This window comes from Brevundimonas sp. AAP58 (assembly GCF_001295975.1).
GTDB lineage: Bacteria > Pseudomonadota > Alphaproteobacteria > Caulobacterales > Caulobacteraceae > Brevundimonas.
Genome location: NZ_LJHU01000038.1, coordinates 1 through 19,429, shown reverse-complemented (window position 1 = coordinate 19,429; position 19,429 = coordinate 1). Strand labels below are relative to the sequence as shown.

Annotated in this window: 21 protein-coding genes and 1 pseudogene; 7 read left to right on the top strand and 15 right to left on the bottom strand. The window is 66.3% G+C overall.

What is annotated here, in order from left to right; genetic code table 11:
- The 3 genes from IP78_RS05475 to IP78_RS05465 all read right to left on the bottom strand — a co-directional run.
- Positions 1-391, bottom strand: a 391-nt coding sequence (locus tag IP78_RS05475; RefSeq protein ID WP_156320298.1) for a biotin/lipoyl-binding protein, incomplete at its 3' end; no start/stop codon positions are given.
- Positions 381-1,094 (bottom strand): ABC transporter ATP-binding protein, encoded by a 714-nt coding sequence (locus IP78_RS05470; RefSeq protein ID WP_054110696.1) that lies wholly within the window; start codon positions 1,092-1,094, stop codon positions 381-383. The genes IP78_RS05470 and IP78_RS05475, both read right to left, overlap by 11 nt.
- Positions 1,095-1,099: 5 nt before the next feature.
- Positions 1,100-2,245, bottom strand: a complete 1,146-nt coding sequence (locus IP78_RS05465) for an ABC transporter permease (RefSeq protein WP_054110695.1) — start codon at positions 2,243-2,245, stop codon at positions 1,100-1,102.
- Positions 2,246-2,421: 176 nt separating this feature from the next.
- Between IP78_RS05465 and IP78_RS05460 the strand changes: the two genes are divergently transcribed.
- Positions 2,422-3,054 (top strand): TetR/AcrR family transcriptional regulator, encoded by a 633-nt coding sequence (locus tag IP78_RS05460; protein ID WP_082384860.1) that lies wholly within the window; start codon positions 2,422-2,424, stop codon positions 3,052-3,054.
- A gap of 45 nt (positions 3,055-3,099) precedes the next feature.
- Positions 3,100-3,750 carry a TetR/AcrR family transcriptional regulator gene (locus IP78_RS05455; protein ID WP_054110693.1) on the top strand — a complete coding sequence of 217 codons (651 nt, stop codon included), beginning with the start codon at positions 3,100-3,102 and terminating at the stop codon, positions 3,748-3,750.
- Positions 3,751-4,010: 260 nt separating this feature from the next.
- Here the strand turns inward: IP78_RS05455 and IP78_RS05450 are convergent, their stop codons facing one another.
- The 6 genes from IP78_RS05450 to IP78_RS05425 form a co-directional block, all read right to left on the bottom strand.
- Positions 4,011-4,625 carry a response regulator transcription factor gene (locus IP78_RS05450; RefSeq protein WP_054110692.1) on the bottom strand — a complete coding sequence of 205 codons (615 nt, stop codon included), beginning with the start codon at positions 4,623-4,625 and terminating at the stop codon, positions 4,011-4,013.
- Positions 4,622-5,722 carry a sensor histidine kinase gene (locus tag IP78_RS05445; RefSeq protein WP_054110691.1) on the bottom strand — a complete coding sequence of 367 codons (1,101 nt, stop codon included), beginning with the start codon at positions 5,720-5,722 and terminating at the stop codon, positions 4,622-4,624. Before IP78_RS05445 ends, IP78_RS05450 begins: the two co-directional genes overlap by 4 nt.
- Positions 5,723-6,049: 327 nt before the next feature.
- Positions 6,050-6,529 (bottom strand): hypothetical protein, encoded by a 480-nt coding sequence (locus IP78_RS05440; protein WP_054110690.1) that lies wholly within the window; start codon positions 6,527-6,529, stop codon positions 6,050-6,052.
- Positions 6,526-7,095 (bottom strand): response regulator, encoded by a 570-nt coding sequence (locus IP78_RS05435; protein WP_054110689.1) that lies wholly within the window; start codon positions 7,093-7,095, stop codon positions 6,526-6,528. The genes IP78_RS05440 and IP78_RS05435 overlap by 4 nt, the downstream gene beginning before the upstream one ends.
- Positions 7,092-7,439: a hypothetical protein gene (locus tag IP78_RS05430; protein WP_054110688.1), complete on the bottom strand. Its 348-nt coding sequence runs from the start codon at positions 7,437-7,439 to the stop codon at positions 7,092-7,094. Before IP78_RS05430 ends, IP78_RS05435 begins: the two co-directional genes overlap by 4 nt.
- A gap of 4 nt (positions 7,440-7,443) precedes the next feature.
- Positions 7,444-7,830 (bottom strand): response regulator, encoded by a 387-nt coding sequence (locus tag IP78_RS05425; RefSeq protein ID WP_054110687.1) that lies wholly within the window; start codon positions 7,828-7,830, stop codon positions 7,444-7,446.
- 221 nt (positions 7,831-8,051) lie between these two features.
- Between IP78_RS05425 and IP78_RS05420 the strand changes: the two genes are divergently transcribed.
- The 4 genes from IP78_RS05420 to IP78_RS05405 all read left to right on the top strand — a co-directional run bounded on the left by IP78_RS05420 (position 8,052) and on the right by IP78_RS05405 (position 14,064).
- The gene (locus tag IP78_RS05420) at positions 8,052-10,973 is read left to right on the top strand and encodes a chemotaxis protein CheW (RefSeq protein ID WP_082384863.1); all 2,922 of its coding nucleotides are present in this window, start codon (positions 8,052-8,054) and stop codon (positions 10,971-10,973) included.
- Positions 10,973-11,428 (top strand): chemotaxis protein CheW, encoded by a 456-nt coding sequence (locus tag IP78_RS05415; RefSeq protein ID WP_054110685.1) that lies wholly within the window; start codon positions 10,973-10,975, stop codon positions 11,426-11,428. The genes IP78_RS05420 and IP78_RS05415 overlap by 1 nt, the downstream gene beginning before the upstream one ends.
- Before the next feature lie 33 nt (positions 11,429-11,461).
- Positions 11,462-13,414 carry a PAS domain-containing methyl-accepting chemotaxis protein gene (locus IP78_RS05410; RefSeq protein WP_156320297.1) on the top strand — a complete coding sequence of 651 codons (1,953 nt, stop codon included), beginning with the start codon at positions 11,462-11,464 and terminating at the stop codon, positions 13,412-13,414.
- A 233-nt stretch (positions 13,415-13,647) separates the two neighbouring features.
- Positions 13,648-14,064, top strand: a complete 417-nt coding sequence (locus tag IP78_RS05405) for a BLUF domain-containing protein (protein WP_054110684.1) — start codon at positions 13,648-13,650, stop codon at positions 14,062-14,064.
- Positions 14,065-14,186: 122 nt separating this feature from the next.
- On the opposite strand, the gene IP78_RS05400 is transcribed toward IP78_RS05405, so the two are convergent.
- The 5 genes and pseudogenes from IP78_RS05400 to IP78_RS05385 all read right to left on the bottom strand — a co-directional run bounded on the left by IP78_RS05400 (position 14,187) and on the right by IP78_RS05385 (position 17,504).
- Complete coding sequence (locus tag IP78_RS05400) at positions 14,187-15,029, bottom strand: protein-glutamate O-methyltransferase CheR (RefSeq protein WP_231680930.1); 843 nt, start codon at positions 15,027-15,029, stop codon at positions 14,187-14,189.
- Complete coding sequence (locus IP78_RS05395; RefSeq protein WP_054110683.1) at positions 15,026-16,108, bottom strand: chemotaxis response regulator protein-glutamate methylesterase; 1,083 nt, start codon at positions 16,106-16,108, stop codon at positions 15,026-15,028. The genes IP78_RS05400 and IP78_RS05395 overlap by 4 nt, the downstream gene beginning before the upstream one ends.
- A 240-nt stretch (positions 16,109-16,348) precedes the next feature.
- Positions 16,349-16,813, bottom strand: a pseudogene (locus IP78_RS15630) (transposase).
- A 93-nt stretch (positions 16,814-16,906) separates the two neighbouring features.
- Complete coding sequence (locus IP78_RS15725) at positions 16,907-17,032, bottom strand: hypothetical protein (protein WP_255350736.1); 126 nt, start codon at positions 17,030-17,032, stop codon at positions 16,907-16,909.
- Positions 17,033-17,096: 64 nt separating this feature from the next.
- Positions 17,097-17,504: a YciI family protein gene (locus IP78_RS05385; RefSeq protein ID WP_054110682.1), complete on the bottom strand. Its 408-nt coding sequence runs from the start codon at positions 17,502-17,504 to the stop codon at positions 17,097-17,099.
- A 57-nt stretch (positions 17,505-17,561) separates the two neighbouring features.
- Between IP78_RS05385 and IP78_RS05380 the strand changes: the two genes are divergently transcribed.
- On the top strand, positions 17,562-18,875 hold the full coding sequence (locus IP78_RS05380; RefSeq protein ID WP_054110681.1) for an MFS transporter: 1,314 nt from the start codon (positions 17,562-17,564) through the stop codon (positions 18,873-18,875).
- Here IP78_RS05380 and IP78_RS15475 read toward each other — a convergent pair.
- On the bottom strand, positions 18,872-19,429 hold a 558-nt coding region (locus IP78_RS15475; RefSeq protein ID WP_197272381.1), incomplete at its 5' end, for a hypothetical protein. The two genes, IP78_RS05380 and IP78_RS15475, sit on opposite strands and share 4 nt — an antisense overlap.

The following is a 19,429-nucleotide window of genomic DNA, read 5'->3' as shown; positions in this document are numbered from 1 at the left end:
GCTGGCGCTCGTCGGCCAGCGTCACCTCGGCCTGACGCGCGGCGGCTTCGGCGGAGGCCGCGTCCGCCAGAGCGGTGGCCACGGCGGCCTCCGCCGCGCGGGCGTCCAGCCGGAACAGGGGCTGGCCCTGGGTCACGCGGTCGCCGGGCTGGACCAGAACGCTGCGGACTACGCCCGGCACTTCGGCAGCGACGGCGATCAGTTCGGACTGGGGCTCGATGGTCCCGACGCCCGCGACGGCGGAGGCATAGGCGGCGCTGGGCGGCGTGGCGGGCGGGTCGGCGCGGGTGCGCTCGGGCCGGATCACGGCGGCGACGGCGAAGATCAGGCACCCGCCCGCGAGCACGGGCAGGACCAGGCGCGAAATGCGTTGGCGAAGATTAGTGGGCATGGAGTCCCTCCGGGAGTGTTCCAAGGCGGCTGTCTCCGACGATCCGGCCGTCTTCCATGGCGACGATCCGGTCGGCGTAGCGGTAGATGCGGTTGTCGTGCGTCACGACCAGGACGGCGCGGCCGGGGCCGGCGGCGGCCTCCTTCAGCAGCTCCATCACCTGGCGGCCGGTCTCGGCGTCGAGCGCCGCCGTCGGCTCGTCGCAGACGACCAGATCGGGTTCGTGGACGATGGCGCGGGCGATGGCGACGCGCTGCTGCTGACCGCCCGACAGCATGCGCGGCAGCTTGTCGGCGTGCGGGCCCATGCCGAGCGTCTCCAGCACCACGCGGGCCTTTTCCGCCGCTGTCTTCAGCGGCATGCCGTCGGCGACGAGCGCCATGGCCGCGTTCTCGGCCGCCGTCAGGGCGGGCAGCAGGTTGTACTGCTGGAAGATGAAGCCGATCCGGCGACGGCGCAGGATGACCTTCTCGGAATCCTTCATGCGGGTGATGACGTTGCCCATCACCTCCACGTCGCCGCCGGTCGGCTTGAGCGTGCCCGACAGGATGGACAGGAGCGTGGTCTTGCCGCAGCCCGACGGGCCGACCAGCATGGTCAGCTCTCCGGACGTGACCTCCAGGTCTATGTCGAACAGGACCTGGGTCTTCAGGCCATTCGAGCCAAAGGCCATTTCGATGTCGCGGGCGATGACGGCGCTCATGACGATCAGCCCCGGAACACGATGGCGGGATCGACGCGGTAGACCTTGGTCAGGCTGCCCAGCACCGAGATCAGGATGATGAGAAAGACCACCACGCCCGTGCCGACCAGCACCTGCCAGGGCAGGTAGAAGCCTTCCAGCGCCGCGGTGCCCCGCACGAAGGTGAAGAAGGCGGCGGCCCCGCCCATGCCGAGCCCATAGCCGATCAGCCCGACGACGCCGGCCTGCAACAGGACCATGCCGGTGATCTGGCCGTTGGTGGCGCCGATGGCCTTCAGCGCCCCGAACTGGCGCAGGTTCTCGATGACGAACAGGTAGAAGGTCTGGGCCGTCACCGCTGCGCCGACGATGAAGCCCAGCATCACCGTGATTCCGAAGTTCACCGGAATGCCCGTGCGGGTCAGATAGTACTGGACCGACCGCCAGGCGAAGCTGTCCCAGGTCAGGGCCTGATAGCCGGTCTGCGCTTCGATACGTTCCGCCAGGGCCTTGTGATCGACCCCGTCGCGGGCCCGCACCAGGACGAAGGACATCTTGTTCCGCTGGGGCGGGGTAAAGCGGATCGCCTCCGAATAGCGGGCGTAGGCGAGCGGGAAGGTAATGAAGGACGGCGCCGTGTTGGCGATGCCGGTCACGACCACGCGGCGGTCGTTGATCTCGGCCTCGGTCCCGACCTTGGACAGGGGATCGTCGTCGGGCCAGATCAGGGTCGCGCCCTCGCGGTCGAAGACGATGCTGTTGGGCTGGCGCAGCGCCTCCAGATCGCCCGCCAGCCACTCGCGCGGGGCACCGACCAGGGTCTCGTCGTCGACGCCCAGGATGTTGATCTGATTGATCAGGCCGTCGCGGGTGCGGAAGATGGCGTTGCCCTTGAACAGGGGCGCGGCCCATTCCACGCCCTCGACCGAGCGCACCCGGCCCAGCGCGGCGTCGGGCAGGGGCTCGACCTCGTCGACGTAGCGGACGCGCGGGTCCATGACCCAGATGTCGGCCTCGCGGACGTCCAGCACCTGGTTGGCGGTGCGGGTCATCAGGCCGATGAAGATCGAGACCTGCTGGCTCATCAACAGGGTGGCGAAGGCCACGCCGAACACCAGCGCCAGATACTTGGCGCTGTCACCCAGCAGCATTTTGAGCGCGACAGATCTCATCCTCGGAATCCTGTGATCCGTGGTTGGGGTTGCGCCGGGACTGGCGCGTTGGGGTAAGCTGGGATACTGAGCAGATTAAAATACTGGTCAGTTCAGTATGTCAATGCTGAACTGCATTACAAACGTGAACGTTCACGTTCATATTGAGCGGTGAGCGGTGAGGCAAGGACAGCACGGTGCAAACGCCCAAGCCAAAAGGTCGCAGGCCCGATCAGGACAAGGCTGATGCCGTGCTGGATCATGGCTGGGCCCTGTTCCTTGAGCATGGTGTCCAGGCAGTCAGCATGGAGATGATCGCCGCCGCCGCCGGCGTGTCCAAGGTCACGGCCTATCGTCACTTCGCGGACAAGCACGACTTGTTCCGGGCCGCCATCCGCAAGGAGATGGCGCGCCTTGAGACCATGCAGGGCGCGGACGGGCCTGCGCCTGACCTGCCGGTGCGGGATGCGCTCCGGACCTTCGGCCTGGGGCTGATGACCTATCTGTTCTCGGGACCGGCGATCGACTTCTACACCGCACTGGCGGGCGAGCTCCGCAGAACTCCCGACCTGGCCCGCGCCTTCTATGACGCGGGTCCGGGCAAGACCCATGCGAACCTGACCGCCCTGTTGAGCAAAGCCGCCGCGCGCGGAGAACTGGTGGTCGAAGACGTGGACGTGGCGGTGGATCACTTTCTGGGCCTGCTTCAGGGATACAGCAGCTTTCAGCTGTCTCTCGGCGTGGAACCCGCACCCCTGCTCGCGTCGGTCGAGCCGCGCGTCGAGGCGGCGGTAGATGTGTTCCTGAGAGCGTATGGAGCGCCGCAATGAGGTCTGTGGCGCTTCCGAAGCATTTCGTGTACTGACCGGTCTGCTATGTCTGATGGTGAGCTTCCCCGCCGCGGCCGACCGCGTGACACCGCCAAGGACGAAGCCATCCTGCTGGCCGCGGGCGACCTGTTCATGGAGCACGGCTATGAAGCCGTCAGCCTGGACGCCGTTGCCCAAAAGGCAGGGGTATCCAAGGCGACGATCTATGCTCGCTATGCCGACAAGGACGCCCTGTTCGCCGCCGTTCTGAGACAGGAATGCGAGCGGGCGGTGTCGCTCGACAGCTTCTCGCCGGACCCGAGCCAGTCGGTGCGGGACACGTTGATCGTGCTAGCCACGCGCTTCCTCGACCTCGTCACCGGTGAGAAGGCCATGCAGATGAACCGCGTCCTGGTCGCAGAGACTGCGCGGGCCCCGCGGATGGCCGAGCTGTTCTACGAGACGGCGGTCCTGACGCTAAAAAACCGCTTCGCAGACTGGTTACGGGCCGAGACGGCGCGTGGCCGGTTGAATGTCCGGGACCCGGACGGTGCCGCCTGGCGCTACCTTGGCGGGGTAAAGGGCGAGGCGCATCTGCGCGCCTCCTTCGGCCTGCCGCCGATCGAGCCCCATAGGCTAAGGGTCCACATCGAAGCCGCCGCAGACGAGTTCATCCGCGCTCACGCCATTGAAGGCCTCCCCCCTGGTGCAGTCTGACCCTTACGGAGACTGGCCGGGCCAAGTTTGCTGGGGGCTGCGCGGGTAAGGCGCGCTGGACCACGATGCGCCCCTGGCCGCCCTGAAGAGGCAACCCGGTCCTCTCACCGCCGACATCGATCCAGCCTCCGGACCAGGCGACGACCGGGTTCCGGCCAAGGACGGGGGCCCGTGTCTCTGCGCTGCCGGACCATCGCCTCCTGGCGATCCTCCGCAGCACCCCGTGAGCAAGCCATGGGTTCGCCAGAGCGATGTCGCCGCTAGCCCCGCAGCAGGCCCGCTAGGGACAGGCGGGTAGCCAAGGCCGCCAGGTTGGGCACCTGCATTTTCTGGAGGATCTTCGCGCGGAAGACGTCGACGGTCCGGGGGCTCAGCCCCAGAGACTTGGCGGCGACCTTGCTACTGGATCCCTGGACCAGGTGGCTCATGACTTCGCGTTCCCGCTCGGTCAGCGTTTCATAGCGACGCATGATGGCAGCGACTTCGGGCGATTTCGGTTCATCCCTCGGCACCGCGAGGGCGGCGCTGACCGCTTCGAGCAGACGCGCCGGCGGAAACGGCTTCTCCAGGACGGTCAGAGCCCCCAGCTGCATGGCCGTTACGGCGATCGGTACATCGGCGTGGCCGCTGATGACAATGACAGGAACGTGCTCAAAACCGACTTCACCCAGACGCTGGATCAGGGTCAGGCCGTCGATCTTGGGCAGTCTGATGTCCGTGATCAGACAGGATGCCTTCAGGTCGCGGGCCTCAGCCAGAAACGCCATGGCGGAGGCAAAGCCCGTCACCCGGTGACCCCCGACCGTCAGCATCGACACGAGCGAGTCCAGAACGCCCGGATCGTCATCGACGACGATGACATGGCTCGCGCTCACGCGGCCTTCGCCTGAGCTTCGTTGAGGCTGAACGCGAACGCCGCTCCCCCCAGACGACTGTCTACCGGCACGATCGTGCCGCCATGCGCCTCGACGATGGTGCGGCAGATGGAAAGACCCAGACCCATGCCATCGGGCTTGGTGCTGGCGAGCGGGTCGAACAGGTGCTCACGAATATGCGGCGCGAACCCCGGACCATTGTCTTCGACGCGGATCCGGTAGGCCCCGTGACCCAGACATTGACCGCTGATCATGACCTCACGCCGCCGATCGTTGGCGGGCGCCTCGATGGCATTGCGCACCAGGTTGAAGATCAGCTGTTGCAGCTGGACGCGATCACAGTCGGTCCTGTGATCGGGATGGATGTCCAGCATGACCTCCGCATCCATTTCGCGGGCGCTGATATTCAGGATCGGCATGATTTCGCCGATCACCTCCGCAAGCTGTTCGGACTTGTGATAGCCGGTATCGCGAGACATCAGGGCGCGAAGCCGACGGATGGTGTCGCCGGCGCGCTGGGCCTGGGCCTGGGCGGATGCGATCGAGCGCCGGGCGGCTCCGGGGTCTGACGGTGCGCGGTTGAGAAGGCCCTCTGCCGCATGAAGATGGTTGGCGATCGCCGAGAGCGGCTGGTTCAGTTCGTGCGCGAGCATCGAGGCCATCTCGCCAAGGGAGTTGAGCCGCCAGTTCTGGGTGATCTGGAGACGGAGCTCCTGAACCGCCTGCTCGGCCTCCATGACGGCGGTCACGTCCTGGATGAACAGGGTGACGAAGTTCTCACCGACGGCCGAAAAGCGGGCGGCCTGGATGTCGACTGGCACTGTGGTTCCGTCAAGGCGGCGCGCCTGCATATGGACGCCCTCGCCCCCGCTGCGGCTGCGCACATTGAAGGCCGCGACGTCGTCGGCAGACGCATCCCCGGTCAGACGCAGGCCATCGATGAGATCGGCAATGCTGCGGTTTGTCTCGCCGGTCAGACGTCCCCCGAAGAAGGATTCCGCGGTGGCGTTGGCGGTGCGGATCGTGCCCTCTCCGTCGATGGCGACCACCGCCATTGGCGCATCGACGAGAATACTCTTTGCGAAGGAAGCTTCCATCGCCGGCCCTCCTCCCAAAAGGCTCCAGACCCCTGAATTTTCTTGTTCGAATGCTTTGGTCTGAGTCGGGAATCTGACCTCGCCTTACCTGTGAGGTTGGACGGAGGCTAGCGCACGGCAAGATAAAGTTCTACGCAATTTTGCGTACCAGACAGTCGGGTGCGTCCTAAAAATTAAAGAACGGAGAGCTCTCGCTAAACAACCTGGACTCCGAGTCGCATCTGGAACAGTATTGGGTACCAGACTGATTGTGCGACACGTTATCGATCAGGCGCGATGTCTAGACAGGGCATACAGCCCTGCTGACCTCATGAAACCGCTTTCAGCCTAACTGTCCTTGGCCCCGACGGCGGCGCGCATGCGCAGAAGCTCGCGCGAGATGACCTGCCTCTGGGCCGGATCGATGCCGGCTTCCGAGGTCAGGGCCAGCAGCGCCTCGACGTGAACTCTCAGTGCCTCGGTGTGCCAGACACCCCGCGCAGAGAGGGCGTCGATCATTTCCCAGACCCCTTCGGCGGCATCCGCCAGCTCGTGACGCCGTGCCAGCCGCGCGCTCTCGACGATCTTCAGCGCCAGCCAGCCGATCTCCCGACTCTGGGCGAAGATGTCGGCTTCATCCTGGCGGCAAAGACGGATCAGCGCCTGGACGTCCCCCTCGATGCTGGCGCCGAGGACCGGCGCGATGCGCTCGACCTCCCGCTCGGCGGCTTCGACATGTTCGGCGAACGCCTTGCGGTTCAGGGACGACAGGATCTTCGATAACCGGTTTCTGGGCACGAAGGCGACGGAGGGCGCGCGCGGGCTCATGCGAACAGTCCGTCGATCTCGTCCTGGGACAAGGCGCGCTCAGGTTTGGCGGTCAGTTCAAGGTCGGCGTTTCGCCGCTCCGACAGGCCGTCCGGCAGGGGCACGGTATGAAAGCGACGGTCCGGACCAGTGTAGCCCGGATCGGAGATGAACATGCGGTTGCACTGGGCCATCCACAGCAGCCGCTCCAGCAGCACCGTTGGAGACACGGGCTTGGCGATCGTGAAGTTGGCGCCGCAGTCCCGCGCCAGCTCCACCTTCGACTGCGGCGTCGTCGCGCTCATCATCAGGATGGGCACAGTGAAGTTGCTGGCGTTCGGATTGCTCCGGATGTGGCGGACCAGGTCGAAACCGTCCTCGTCGGGCATCTCGCAGTCGACGATCACGACGTCGAAGACCCTCTGGTCCAGCAGCGCCCGGGCCTCGGCGACGGAGTTGCACCGCGTCGTCTTGTTGATGCCGAAGCCCATCAGGATTGCGCCAACGACTTCGAGCGACTGGTTGTTGTCGTCGACAATCAGGGGCTCGACGCCCTTCAGGCCCAGACGGGTGGACGGCAGGGTCACCGGATCGTCTTTTCGCCGTCACTGGCGTCGAACAGGGCGTCCGCCGCCGACTGGTCCAGACCGCCCCTGTTGGCCGGGCCGTTCAGGAGGTGGGCGTCGGGCCGGGCGTCGGCTCCGGCCCCAGATATGGCGTCCGCCAGCCGGCTGAGACGCTGGCCCGCCAGGTCCTGAAAGCTGCACAGGGACATGATCTCCGCGAAGACCGCGGATAGCCGACTGGCGTCGGGCGTGGGTTGCGACGCCAGCGCCATCCCCGCTTCCGCCTGGGTCATCAGCCGGTCGCAAGTCTCGTCGAGACCGGTCTTGAGAGCCTCGATCTCGGCCAGGGCGGCGGCGCGGTCCATGGGGTCAGATCTCGCCCAGGACCGCGGTCAGCTTCTGTTTGAGCACAGCCAGGGTGAAGGGCTTGATGACGTAGTTGTTGACCCCGGCCTGACGGGCAGCGACGACGTTCTCGGCCTTGGCTTCGGCGGTCACCATGACGAAAGGCAGGGCCTTGGTCCGCTCGTCGGCCCGGACTTCCTTGAGCAGTTCCAGTCCCGTCATCGGCTGCATGTTCCAATCCGACAGGACCAGGCCGTAGGTCTTGCTGCGGATAAGGGTCAGGGCGGTGGGGCCATCTAGGGCCTCGTCGACGTTGAAGAAGCCAAGCTGGTTCAGCAGACCGCGCACGATGCGGATCATGGACTTGTAGTCGTCCACAACCAGAACATTCATTGTCTTGTCGACGGGCATTCCAACACCTGTAGGCCGAGCGCATGGGTCTGCGCTCATTGTCGCACCCATGTTTGGAGCGTCGATCGCTAACGCTGGATTAAGAATGCTCTGCTCCGCGCATACGCAGAACTACCTATGTAACAGGTGTAACGTTTTCAGACTGGGTTAACCAATCCACGAAATGCTGGAATCACCGGCATTTGGGACGCAAGACCGCCCCGTACCGGCAGGACGTGGCCGTGGACGATGTAATTCAAGACTTTGTCGCCGAGGCACGCGAGGGCATCGAGGCTCTCGATTGCAAACTTGTGACATTCGAACAGTGTCCGGATGACCCGGCGTTACTGGGCGACATCTTCCGGTTGATCCATACCATAAAGGGTACCAGCGGTTTTCTGGGGCTGTCGCGCCTGCAGACCGTGGCTCATGCGGCCGAGAACGTGCTGGGTGCCTTTCGAGACGGCACTCTGAGCGTGAGCGGCGACGCCGTGTCGGCCATTCTCCAGGCTGTCGACGTGGTCCGTCTGGTGATCGATGGCATCGCGACGCATGGGGTCGAGCCGCAGGGTGACGACGCGGTCCTGATCGGACGGCTGGATCGCATCTTCGCAGGCGAATCCGAACCGTTGGCGACAGCGCAGGCGGCGGCACCAAGTCGCCCTCTGCTCGAGCGTCTCGGTGGCGAGGCGACGCTGGACGCGGGATGCGAATGCGCCATCGGCGAGATGGTCGGCGATCCCGAGATCGGGCCGCAGTTCGCCGGTGTCGATATCGACGGCTTGCAGGCGGACCTGCGTGACGGCCTGGTCGCCGAAGCGCGAGACACCGCCAAAGGCAGTTTCGGGACGGCGCTGACTCACCGGCTGCCCGGTCTGTCGGAGGCCCAGCGGGAACGCTTCACCGAGGCTGTGCGAAAGGCTCTGATCGCGCTCGAGGCGGAGCCCTCCGCCATCGCGGCCATTCTGCCGGCCACCGCTGAAATCGCTGCGGCTGAGACCCCTCCCGAGGCTGCTCCGGAGCCCGTCGCCCCGATCGCATCGGCTGAGCCCCAGGCCGCGAGCGCCGCGTCGAGACCTGCAGCGGAGGCCGAAACAGCCAATCAGACCATCCGCGTCAGCGTCGACGTGCTCGAAAACCTGATGACCATGGTTTCGGAGCTGGTGCTGATCCGCAACCAGCTGATCCAGACGCTCAGGAGCGCGCCGGAAAGCCCCTTCGCCGGGCCGCTGCACCGGCTGAACCAGGTCACGTCAGAGCTGCAGGAAGGGGTGATGACCACCCGGATGCAGCCGATCTCCGGGGCCTGGGCCAAGTTGCCGAGGCTGGTGCGCGACCTGGCGTCGGAGCTGGGCAAGTCGATCGAGTTGACCACCTCGGGGGCCGATACCGAGCTGGATCGTCAGGTGCTGGAGCTGATCAAGGATCCGCTGACGCACATGATCAGGAATGCCGCCGATCACGGGCTGGAAACGCCCACCGATCGTCTGGCGGCCGGCAAGTCCGCGACGGGCCGGATCAGCCTGTCGGCCCGGCACGAGGGCGGGGCCATCGTGGTCGAGATGGCCGACGACGGACGGGGTCTGCCCGCCGACCGTATCCGCGCCAAAGCCATCGCCAACGGCCTGGTTTCCGCCGCCCAGGCCGCCGCTATGTCGGACACCGAAGCGCGTCAGCTGATCTTCCTGCCGGGCTTTTCGACCGCCGAGACGGTGACCTCGGTGTCCGGTCGCGGCGTCGGCATGGACGTGGTCCGTACCAACATCGAGAAGATCGGCGGGGTCATCGAGCTGACCTCGGTCGAGGGGCAGGGGACGCGCTTCGTCATCCGCATTCCGCTCACGCTGTCCATTGTTTCGGCCCTGATCGTGGAGAGCTGCGGCGAGCGGTTCGCCATGCCCCAGGCCTCGATCGTCGAACTGGTCAGCGCCAACGGCTCCGAAGGTCGCCGGATCGAGCACATCAACGGGGCCTCGGTCCTGCGCTTGCGCGACCGGCTCCTGCCGCTCGTGTCGCTTCAGACCATGCTGGGCCTGACCGATCCTGAGACGCCGCGCGCGGACGCCTGCATCGTCGTGGCCAAGGTCGGCTCCTTCACCTTCGGCGTGATCGTGGACCGGGTGTTCGACACCGAGGAGATCGTGGTCAAGCCGGTAGCGTCGATCCTGCGCCACCTGAAGCTCTACTCCGGTGCCACCATCCTGGGCGACGGCTCGGTTATCATGATCCTCGACTTCAAGGGCATGTCGATGGAAGCGGGCGCGTCCCACCTGCTGGGCGGGTCGGACGCGGTGGAGGCCGAGATCGCCGCTGCCATCGAACAGACCCAGCCCCTGCTGGTGTTCCGCGCCGGCAGCGAGGCGCTGAAGGCCGCGCCGCTCGGTCAGGTCGCGCGCATCGAGGAACTGGAGCCGAAGTCGGTCGAATGGGTCGATGGCCGTTCGGTCGTGCAGTATCGCGGCACGCTGATGCCCATCATCTGCGCCGACGGCCAGCCGGTGACGGTCGAGGGCGAGGCGCGCCGGCCGCTGCTGGTCTTCTCGCGCGGCGAACAGAGCCTCGGCCTGCTGGTCGACGAGATCGTCGACATCGTCGAGGGGCCGCTGAACCCCCAGCTGGAGCAGACGACCGCGGGTGGCGCCGCCAGCATCGTCGTCGCCGGCCGCGCCACCGAGCTGATCGACGTCGAAACCTATTGGCGCAAGGTTGGCATGGGCGGCCACGCGACGGCTTCCACCAGCGAACCCGCGGCCGCTCCGTCCGCCTCACCGCTTGCTCAGGCGACACAGCCCGTCGCCCCGACCAAGCGCCTGCTGGTGGTCGATCAGAGCCCGTTCACCCAGCTCCTTCTTGGGCCGCTGCTGGCCCAGGCTGGCTACACGGTCGAAGTCGCCGCCGATCCGCAAAAGGCGCTGGCGCTTCACGATGACGGCGCGGTCTATGATCTGATCCTGGCCGACACCTCGCCCGCCAGCCCGCATGCCCGTCAGATGGCCCAGGCCTTCGGTCGCGCCACCGGCTGGCACGCCACGCCGCTGCTGGGGCTAGGCGCGCACCGCCTGGACACGCCGACGGGCCTGTCCGACTTCGCCAAGAGCCATGAGGGCGAAGAGATCCTGTCCGCCGTCTCCGAGACGCTCGAACCGATGAAGGGGGCCGCCTGATGACCGACGCCGCCATCCAGGGCCTGGTCTCCATCAAGGTCGCTGGCGAGACCTTCGGCGTACCGGTGCTGTCGGTCCAGGACGTGATCGCGCCGGTCCGCATCGACGTGGTCCCGCTGGCCCCGCCCGAGGTCGCGGGATCGCTGAACCTGCGCGGCCGCATCGTCACCGCCATCGACATCCGCAGACGCCTCGGTATGCCCGCCCGCGAGGAGGGTGCGCCGCACATGAGCGTCATCGTCGAACGTTCGGGTGAGCTCTACGCGCTCCAGGTCGACGACGTCGGCGATGTCCTGTGGCTGGCCTCCGCTGAGCAGGAGCCTGTTCCCATCACCCTGACGCCGGAATGGCGCGCGGTCTGCGACGGCCTGTACCGGCTGGAGGGCGAACTGATGCTGGTCCTCAACGTCGAACGGTTCCTGACCCTCTCTCCCCCTCAACAGATGGCGGCCTGATCCGCCCCCGCACACGCCTGAAGGAAGACTGACATGCCCAAGAGCGCCCTGGCCGAACAGATCGGCGAAGCCTTCGACCTGGTGCCGGAGTTCGACTCCGCCACCTTCAGTCGGTCCGCCATGGACGCGGCCTCGGTCGCGCTCATGACCATCAACCGGGACTATGAGATCACCTATCTCAATCCGGCGACCGAGCGCCTGATGAAGGAGCATGCCGACCTGTTCAAGGCGCAGTTCCCGCGCGTGAACTTCGACCAGATGATCGGCACCTCGATCGACGAGTTCCACAAGAACCCGGCGCATCAGCGGGGCATGATGGCCCAGCCGAGAAAGGAGCCGCACTTCGCTGAGATCACCGTCGGCGACCTGCGCTTCTCGCTGAAGATCACCTCGGTCATCGACGACAAGGGCGAATACGTCGGCAACGTGCTGGAGTGGGACAACGTCACCCGCGAGCGACTGAACGAGGGCATGCTGGCGGCCATCGACAAGGCCCAGGCCGTGATCGAGTTCGACATGGACGGCACGATCCGCGAGGCCAATGCCAACTTCCTGTCGACACTGGGCTACTCGATTGACCAGATTCGCGGCCGACACCACTCGATGTTCGTCGAGCCCGTCTATGCCGCCAGCCAGGAGTATCGTGACCTGTGGGCCAAGCTGAACCGGGGTGAGTTCGACGCCGGTCAGTACAAGCGCATCGCCTCGGGCGGCCGCGAACTCTGGATCCAGGCGAGCTACAATCCGATCCTCGACAAGGCTGGTCGGCCCTTCAAGGTCGTGAAATATGCCGTCGACATCACCGCCCAGAGACTGGCCACGGCCAACTTCGAGGGCCAGATCGCCGCCATCAACAAGGCCCAGGCGGTGATCGAGTTCGACATGGCGGGCAACATCCTGCACGCCAACGAGAACTTCCTGGCGGTCACCGGCTATCGCGCCGACCAGGTGGTGGGCCGCCACCACTCCATGTTCCTCGAACCGTCCGAGGCCCAAAGCATCGAGTATCGCATGTTCTGGGAGAAGCTGGGCCGGGGCGAATACGACGCGGGCCAGTATCGCCGGGTGTCCTCCAGCGGCAGGCACATCTGGATTCAGGCCAGCTACAACCCGATCCTCGACCTGAACGGCAAGCCCTACAAGGTCGTGAAGTACGCCGTCGACATCTCCGAGCAGAAGGGCATCGCCGAGCGCGTGACGCAGATTTCCTCCATCGTCGCCTCGGCGGCGTCGGAGATGCGCGCCACCGCCGAAGGCATGGCCCGCACGGCGGAGGAGACGACCCGCCAGGCCGGATCGGTGGCCTCGGCGGCCGAGGTGACCTCCGTCAACGTCCAGACGGTGTCGTCGGCGGGCGAGGAACTGACGGCGTCGATCAGCGAGATCGCGCGTCAGGTGGCCGAGAGCTCCAACATCTCCCAGCACGCCGTGGTCGAGGCCGACAAGACCTCGGAAGCCATCCAGACCCTGGCCGAAGCCGCCCAGAAGATCGGCAATGTCGTGACCCTGATCAACGACATCGCTGGCCAGACCAAGCTGCTCGCGCTCAACGCCACCATCGAGGCGGCGCGCGCGGGCGAGGCGGGCAAGGGCTTCGCGGTCGTGGCGTCCGAGGTGAAGAGCCTGTCGGACCAGACCGCGCGCGCGACCCACGAGATCTCGTCCCAAGTCAACGCCATGCAGGCGGCGACCCAGACCTCGGTCGGGGCCATCGCCGGCATCACCGACACCATCCGCAAGGTCGCCGAAATCGCCTCGGCCATCGCCGGAGCCGTGGAGGAACAGACCGCCGCGACCCGCGAGATCGCCGCCAACGTGGCCCAGGTGTCGGAGGGCACCCAGCTGGTCTCGACCAGCATCGCCAACGTCTCGGACGCGGCGGTCCAGACCAGCCAGGCGTCCAACGACCTGCTGAACGCCTCGGCCGAACTGGCCCAGCAGGCCGAAAGCCTGACGCTGGAAATGGACAAGCTCGCCAACACCTGACCCAGGACCAATCGGAGCGAGACTAGAAGCGGCCGGGCCACCCCGGCCGCTTCAATCGATAGAGAGCGCAGTCTCGACTGCCAGCATCAGCTCGACAGGGTCTCCATCCTTGAGAACAGCCGGGTCATGCAGGACCTCTGCCCCGCGTTCTGGCGCGTTAGGGGACGCCCTTGATCCGAATCCTGGGCTTACCCTAGAGTGCAGATCGCCGCTCAAGGTGAACTTGAGGTATCATGTCCCTTTATCAGGTGATCTACGCGTCGCATCCGTCCGGCTATGACGAGCCGACCCTGAACGCCATCCTCGCCGACTCTCGGCGTCGGAACGCGCAAGACGATATCACCGGAGCGTTGATCTGCCGGGCCGACATCTATTTGCAGCTGCTGGAAGGCCCGATCGATAAAGTAAAGGCCGCCTATCTGCGGATCGACCGCGACGATAGGCACCACAGTATCCGCAAACTCGTTTCCCAGCCTGCTGCATCGCGTCTCTTCCCCGGATGGGCGATGCGTGATGATCCGGCGCGGTCATGGCTTTGGACGCCGCGCCAGATCACTGAGGGTGTCTTGGAGCGTGCCAGCCGAGCCGAAATTCTGGCGGTCTTTCAGCGGATCGTGGACGATCCCTTCCGTACCGACAGACCCCGCTGACCTTGACGATGCTTATCGCGTCGTGCCGACGGCCGTTTCTGCATCTGGCTCGGCTCACGTTCTGGAGCGGATAGATCGACAAACCCGGACCGCCCTTCTCGGGTGACCTCAAGTCCAGGAGATCAGGCCACGGCGCGCTGGGTCGTGGCCTTCCCACGGAACACACCGCGTAGACCCTGTTGAGGTTCGAACGAGCCGGCCAGCCCCACCACCGTCTCGGCGCTGCCCAGGATCAGGGCGCCGTCGGGGGCGAGGATGTTGGCGATGCCTTCCAGCGTCTTCGCCTTGGTCGCCGGATCGAAATAGATCAGGACGTTGCGGCAAAAGATCAGGTCGAACGGACCAAGGCCCGTCATGCCGTCCAGCAGGTTGTGATGCCGGAACTGGATCATCGCGCGGATCTCGGGCGCGATGCGGAAGGCAGGGCCTTCCTTGACCAGCCAGCGCGCCTGACGCTCCTCGCTCAGGCCCCGGCGCACTTCGAAATCGCTATAGAGGGCAGTGCGTGCCCGCTCCAGGATCGGCTGGGAGAAGTCGGTCGCCAGGATATCGATCTTCCAGTCGCCGAACTTGGCGTACTGCTCGCGCAGCAGCATGGCGAGCGAATAGGGCTCCTGACCGCTGGAGCAGGCCGCGCTCCAGATCCGCAGGGTCTTCGTCGCCGCCCGCGCCTTCCACAGCTCGGGCAGGATGACGTCGCGCAACTGGTCGAAGGGCGTGATGTCTCGGAAGAAGAAGCTCTCGTGCGTCGCCATGCCGTCGATGCATCGCTGGGCCAGGCGCGAGGCCGGCGTCAGCCGCACTTGGCGAAGCATGGAGGCCACGTCGGCGAAGTTCTCCGCACGCGCGATCGGCTCCAGGCGGGTCTTCAGCAGATAGTCCTTGTCCGCGCTCAGGATCAGTCCCGAGCGCTCCAGCACCAGGCGGCGGAACGCCTCGATGTCGTCGGGCGCGCCCAGGCTCACTTGGCGATCTCCTTGATCCAGTCGGCGATGCTGTCGGCGGGCAGGACGGCCTCGGCCAGTCCGGTCTTCGCTGCGGCACCGGGCATGCCCCAGACCGCGCTGGTCGCCTCGTCCTGCACGGCGAAGCGTCCGCCAGAGGTCGCGGCGATGCGGCACCCCTCCGCGCCATCATGGCCCATGCCGGTCAGGATGACGGCTGCCAGCCGGTTTCCGTAAACCTCGGCGGCCGAGCGCAGCATCGGGTCTACCGCCGGCCGGCAATAGTGCTCGGGCGGCTCCTGATTCAGGCGGATGACCGGGGTGGCGCCGCTGCGGCCCACCGTCATGTGAAATCCCCCCGGCGCGACGTAGGTTCGGCCGGGCAGGATGGGCTCGCCGTCCTTGCCCTCGGCGCAGGGCCGCCCGCCCGCGCGCTCGATCTGCTCGGCCAGCAGGGCGGTGAAGGTCGCGGGCATGTGCTGGGTAATGAGGATCGGTTGGGTGACGGCGTCCTTCAGGCCCGCGATGACCTTGAGCAGAACCGGCGGCGCGCCCGTCGATCCCCCGATGGCGATAACGCCCGGCCGCACGGGATTGCCCCGTCGAGGGGCCAGCGGGATCGGTGGGTTCGACCGCGCTGTAGCTCCGACCGCAGGACGACGACCCAGCGCCATGATCTTGGACGTCAGCTCGCGTTCGAACTCGGCCGCATTGACCAGACTGCCGGTCTCCGGTTTCGGCACATAGTCAGAGGCTCCCTTTTGCAGGGCCTCCAGGCTGATCCGGGCATTTCTCTGGCTCAGGGTCGACGCCACGATGATGCGCAGACCGGGCCGCTTGGCCAGCATGAGCGGCAGCGCCGTCATGCCGTCCATGACGGGCATCTCCAGATCCAGCACGATGACATCGACCGGCGTCCGGTCCATCTCGGCCAGAGCCGCCTCGCCGTTCGCCGCGCGGGCAACGACCGCCAGGCCGGGATGCCGTTCCACCATCTGGACGATCAGGCCTCGTACGATGGCGGAGTCGTCCACAACCATCACCCGGACGGGAGGAGTGGGCGTGTCCACCGGCTTGGTCTCTTCGGCTAGGTCCAGCATTTCCGCACATGATCACAGACCCGTAAAGAAACGGTCAGCCAGGCTCTCGTGCATGGATCGGTGAAGTCAGTCCCCGGCAACCTGGCCCCGACACCTCGATGGGAGGATGAGAGCGCCTGGATTGCGGCTGTCTCGGGAGAAAAACTGGCGATGGCGCTGCTGTCAGTCTAACGCGAACTTGTCTCTGCTCGGCAAGGGTAGGGCAGGGGACGCGAGCCCTACGCGGCGAGCATCTGCCACTCAGCCAGGGCGGCTGAGCGTTGGGCCTTGTAAGTCTCTGCCGATGAGGTGGCGGTCCTGATTGAAGTGGTTGTGGAAGGCGGCGTGGACTGAGCCGAACTTCTGCAGCGTCTTCATCTGCCGGAAGCGGAGCATGGCCTGTTCTCGTCGTCGGAAGGGCAGGTGGGAGTTCTCGACCCTGTTGTTCGTCCACCAGCCGACCTCCTAGTTAGAGGCGTTGCCGAGGTCCGTCATCGCGGCCCTGTAAGAGCGCAGGCCGTCGGTCGTGATCACCCTGGCGCGGCCATGGCGCTTCATCAGCTTCTTCATAAAGGTGAGGGCGGCGGCCTTGTCCCTGGTCTTGCTGGCCAAGGATTCCAGCACCTCGCCCTCGTGATCGACGGCGCGCCAGAGGTAGTGCATCTCGCCGTTGATCTTCACGTAGACCTCGTCGAGGTGCCACCGCCAATGGGTTAAGGCTCGCATCTTTTGGACCCGCTTCCTGCGGATCTCGGCGGCGAACATCGGGCCGAAGCGGTTCCACCAGAGCCGCACGGTCTCGTGGCGGATGTCGATGCCTCACTCGGCGAGGAGGTCCTCGACGTTCCGGAGCGACAGCGGGTACTTCACGGACATCATCGCCACCGTCCGGATCATCTCCGGCGAGCTACCAAAGTACCGGAACGGGTTTGTGGATTTGTTCATGCCCGCGAGGCCAGGCACCCTGATGGGGACCGGCAATCAGTTTGGGTTGACAGGGCCGTCGGGCTCAGCCGCCGGTGGCGCGGTGGGCGATGGAGGCGGCGTCGGCCCAGATCTTGCCGCCCACCCACAGGCCGATCGACGGCGTGATCTCGGTCAGCTCGATGGAGGCGTAGAGGTCCGAGGTGATGTAGGGGTCGCCCCTCATCACGCCCCAGGCCTCGTCGGCGTCGGCGGCGCGGACGAGAAAGTAGGAGCCCATCAGGGCAGTCTCGCCGGGGCGGCGCATCGGCCCGGCGACGACGTAGCGCCGCCAGTTGGCCTCGACGTGAGCGAGGTGGCCTTCGAGGTGCTCGACCCGGCGGGCGGGGCCATTCGGGCCGTCCTTGCAGACGAAGAGGAAGAGCGGCGTCTCGTCCTTTGCCACATGGGGCGGGGCGGCATCCGAAGCGAAGGGGGCGATCGGCTCTTGCATCGGTCGGGAATCCGTCGGCAAATGGTATAAGTTTATACCAACTGATCGGGACGGCGGATGCAAGCGCACGGGGCGGCCAAGGGCGGATACGGCGAGTTCAAGCTGGGATGGCCCGTGGTGCTGTCGGCCATGCTGGGCATCGGGCTCGGCCTGTCACCCCTGCCGTTCTACACGATCGGAATCCTGGCCCCGGAACTGGCGCGCGAGTTCGGCTGGGGCTTCGCCGAGATCCTGGGCGGTCTGCCGATCATGACCTTCGCGGTGCTGCTGGCGAGCCCTCTGGTGGGGTTGCTGGCGGACCGGATCGGTGTGCGGACGGTGGCGCTGTGGTCGCTCCTGCTGTTCGGCCTGGCATTTGCGGGCTTCGCGGCGAGCAACGGGAATATCACGCTCTTCTATGTCACCTGGGGGATCATGGCGCTGGTGGGGGCGGGGACCCTGCCGGTAACGTGGACGCGGGCGGTGAACAACCGGTTCGAGGTGCACAAGGGGCTGGCGCTGGGGCTGTCGCTGGTGGGGACCGGACTGTTCGGCTTCGCCTGCAAGCCCTACACGGCCTGGCTGGTCGAGGAGTTCGGCTGGCGCGTGGCCTATCTGGGCGTGGCGGCCCTGCCGCTGCTGATCGCGCTTCCGATCGCCTTCATCTTCTTCCACGACGTGGGCGGCAGGACCGTGACGGCGGCCGAGCGGCGGGTGGCGGATGCGGAACGCAAGGCCGTGACGCCTGGGAAGAGCTTCGGCGAGGCCCTGCGGGACTGGCGCTTCTGGATCCTGGCAGTGGCCTTCGTGCCGATCAGCTTCGCGGTCGGTGGGCCGATCCCGAACATCGAGAACATCCTGCGCTCCAACGGCTTCGAGGCCGGGGACATCGTGACGCTGGCGTCGCTGATCGGATTGTCGGTGATCGGCGGGCGCCTGCTGGGCGGCTGGCTCATCGACCGGTTCTGGGCGCCGGGGGTGGCCTTCGTGCTGCTCAGCGCGCCGGCGGTGGCGTGCTGGCTGCTGGCGCAAGGGACGACCGATCCGGTCATCGCGGGGCTGTCGATCGTGCTGATCGGCTTCGCCGCGGGGGTCGAGTACGACCTGATGGCCTTCATGGTGGCGCGCTACTTCGGGCTGAAGAGTTATGGCGGCATCTATGGGGCGCTCTACGGCTTCTTCGCGCTGGGTGCAGGGATCGGGCCGGTCATCTTCGGCCAGTACTTCGACCGGACGGGCAGCTATGAGACCATCCTGCTGTACTCGGCCGTCGGGCTGGTGGCCGGGGCGGCGCTGCTCTTGTTGATGGGCAAGTATCGGAACTTCGGCGGCGACAGGACCGAGGCCGTCGCGGCGGCGGAGCGGACGGCAGACCCGGACTTCGCGGCCTAGAATCGGGAAGCGGCCCACGCTTCCAGATCGCTCCATCTTCGGTGGGCGAGGAGCAGGCTGACCGCGCGGGCATGGGTCGCGGCGAGGTCGGCGGGTCGGTCGACGCGGTGAGCCGGGTCGCGGCGATGCCAGGGGTCGAAGAGGCGCTCCCAAGCGGCGATGCGGAAGGCGCGGAGAAGGTGGGTGCCGTCCCACTCCGGGGCCAGTGATGGGACCGGATCGGGCAGGCCAAGCGTGCGGCCCGGTTGGGCTGGGATGCCGGTCAGGGCCGAGGCGAGGACGGAGGCGGCGCCGGTGCCGGTGATCTCGGCGTCTGGGAGGTTCAAGGCGTCGAGCGCGGCGCGGACGGTCTCGGGCCAGTCGATGGGGCCGGTCCAGCCCTCTGACGACAGGCCGTGGCCGGGGAGGTCGAGCGCGATGACGGGGCGATTTGGAGGCAGCTCAAGGTCAGCGTTGGAGCCTCCGGCGTCGTGGAGCATCACGAGCGGCCGGCCGAGGCCGTCGGACAGGCGGTGCACGGCGAGCCGTTCGTCGCGGAGCGCGAGGAAGCCCTC

Excerpts from the sequence above, each read along its gene's own strand:
- IP78_RS05415 (WP_054110685.1), top strand. The coding sequence starts at position 10,973 with ATGACCGACGCCGCCATCCAGGGCCTGGTCTCCATCAAGGTCGCTGGC.
- IP78_RS05410 (WP_156320297.1), top strand. The coding sequence starts at position 11,462 with ATGCCCAAGAGCGCCCTGGCCGAACAGATCGGCGAAGCCTTCGACCTG.
- IP78_RS05430 (WP_054110688.1), bottom strand. The coding sequence starts at position 7,439 with ATGGACCGCGCCGCCGCCCTGGCCGAGATCGAGGCTCTCAAGACCGGT.
- IP78_RS05385 (WP_054110682.1), bottom strand. The coding sequence starts at position 17,504 with ATGCAAGAGCCGATCGCCCCCTTCGCTTCGGATGCCGCCCCGCCCCAT.
- IP78_RS05380 (WP_054110681.1), top strand. The coding sequence starts at position 17,562 with ATGCAAGCGCACGGGGCGGCCAAGGGCGGATACGGCGAGTTCAAGCTG.
- IP78_RS05425 (WP_054110687.1), bottom strand. The coding sequence starts at position 7,830 with ATGCCCGTCGACAAGACAATGAATGTTCTGGTTGTGGACGACTACAAG.
- IP78_RS05395 (WP_054110683.1), bottom strand. The coding sequence starts at position 16,108 with ATGCTGGACCTAGCCGAAGAGACCAAGCCGGTGGACACGCCCACTCCT.
- IP78_RS05465 (WP_054110695.1), bottom strand. The coding sequence starts at position 2,245 with ATGAGATCTGTCGCGCTCAAAATGCTGCTGGGTGACAGCGCCAAGTAT.
- IP78_RS05405 (WP_054110684.1), top strand. The coding sequence starts at position 13,648 with ATGTCCCTTTATCAGGTGATCTACGCGTCGCATCCGTCCGGCTATGAC.
- IP78_RS05455 (WP_054110693.1), top strand. The coding sequence starts at position 3,100 with ATGTCTGATGGTGAGCTTCCCCGCCGCGGCCGACCGCGTGACACCGCC.
- IP78_RS05440 (WP_054110690.1), bottom strand. The coding sequence starts at position 6,529 with ATGAGCCCGCGCGCGCCCTCCGTCGCCTTCGTGCCCAGAAACCGGTTA.
- IP78_RS05470 (WP_054110696.1), bottom strand. The coding sequence starts at position 1,094 with ATGAGCGCCGTCATCGCCCGCGACATCGAAATGGCCTTTGGCTCGAAT.
- IP78_RS15725 (WP_255350736.1), bottom strand. The coding sequence starts at position 17,032 with ATGAACAAATCCACAAACCCGTTCCGGTACTTTGGTAGCTCGCCGGAG.
- IP78_RS05445 (WP_054110691.1), bottom strand. The coding sequence starts at position 5,722 with ATGGAAGCTTCCTTCGCAAAGAGTATTCTCGTCGATGCGCCAATGGCG.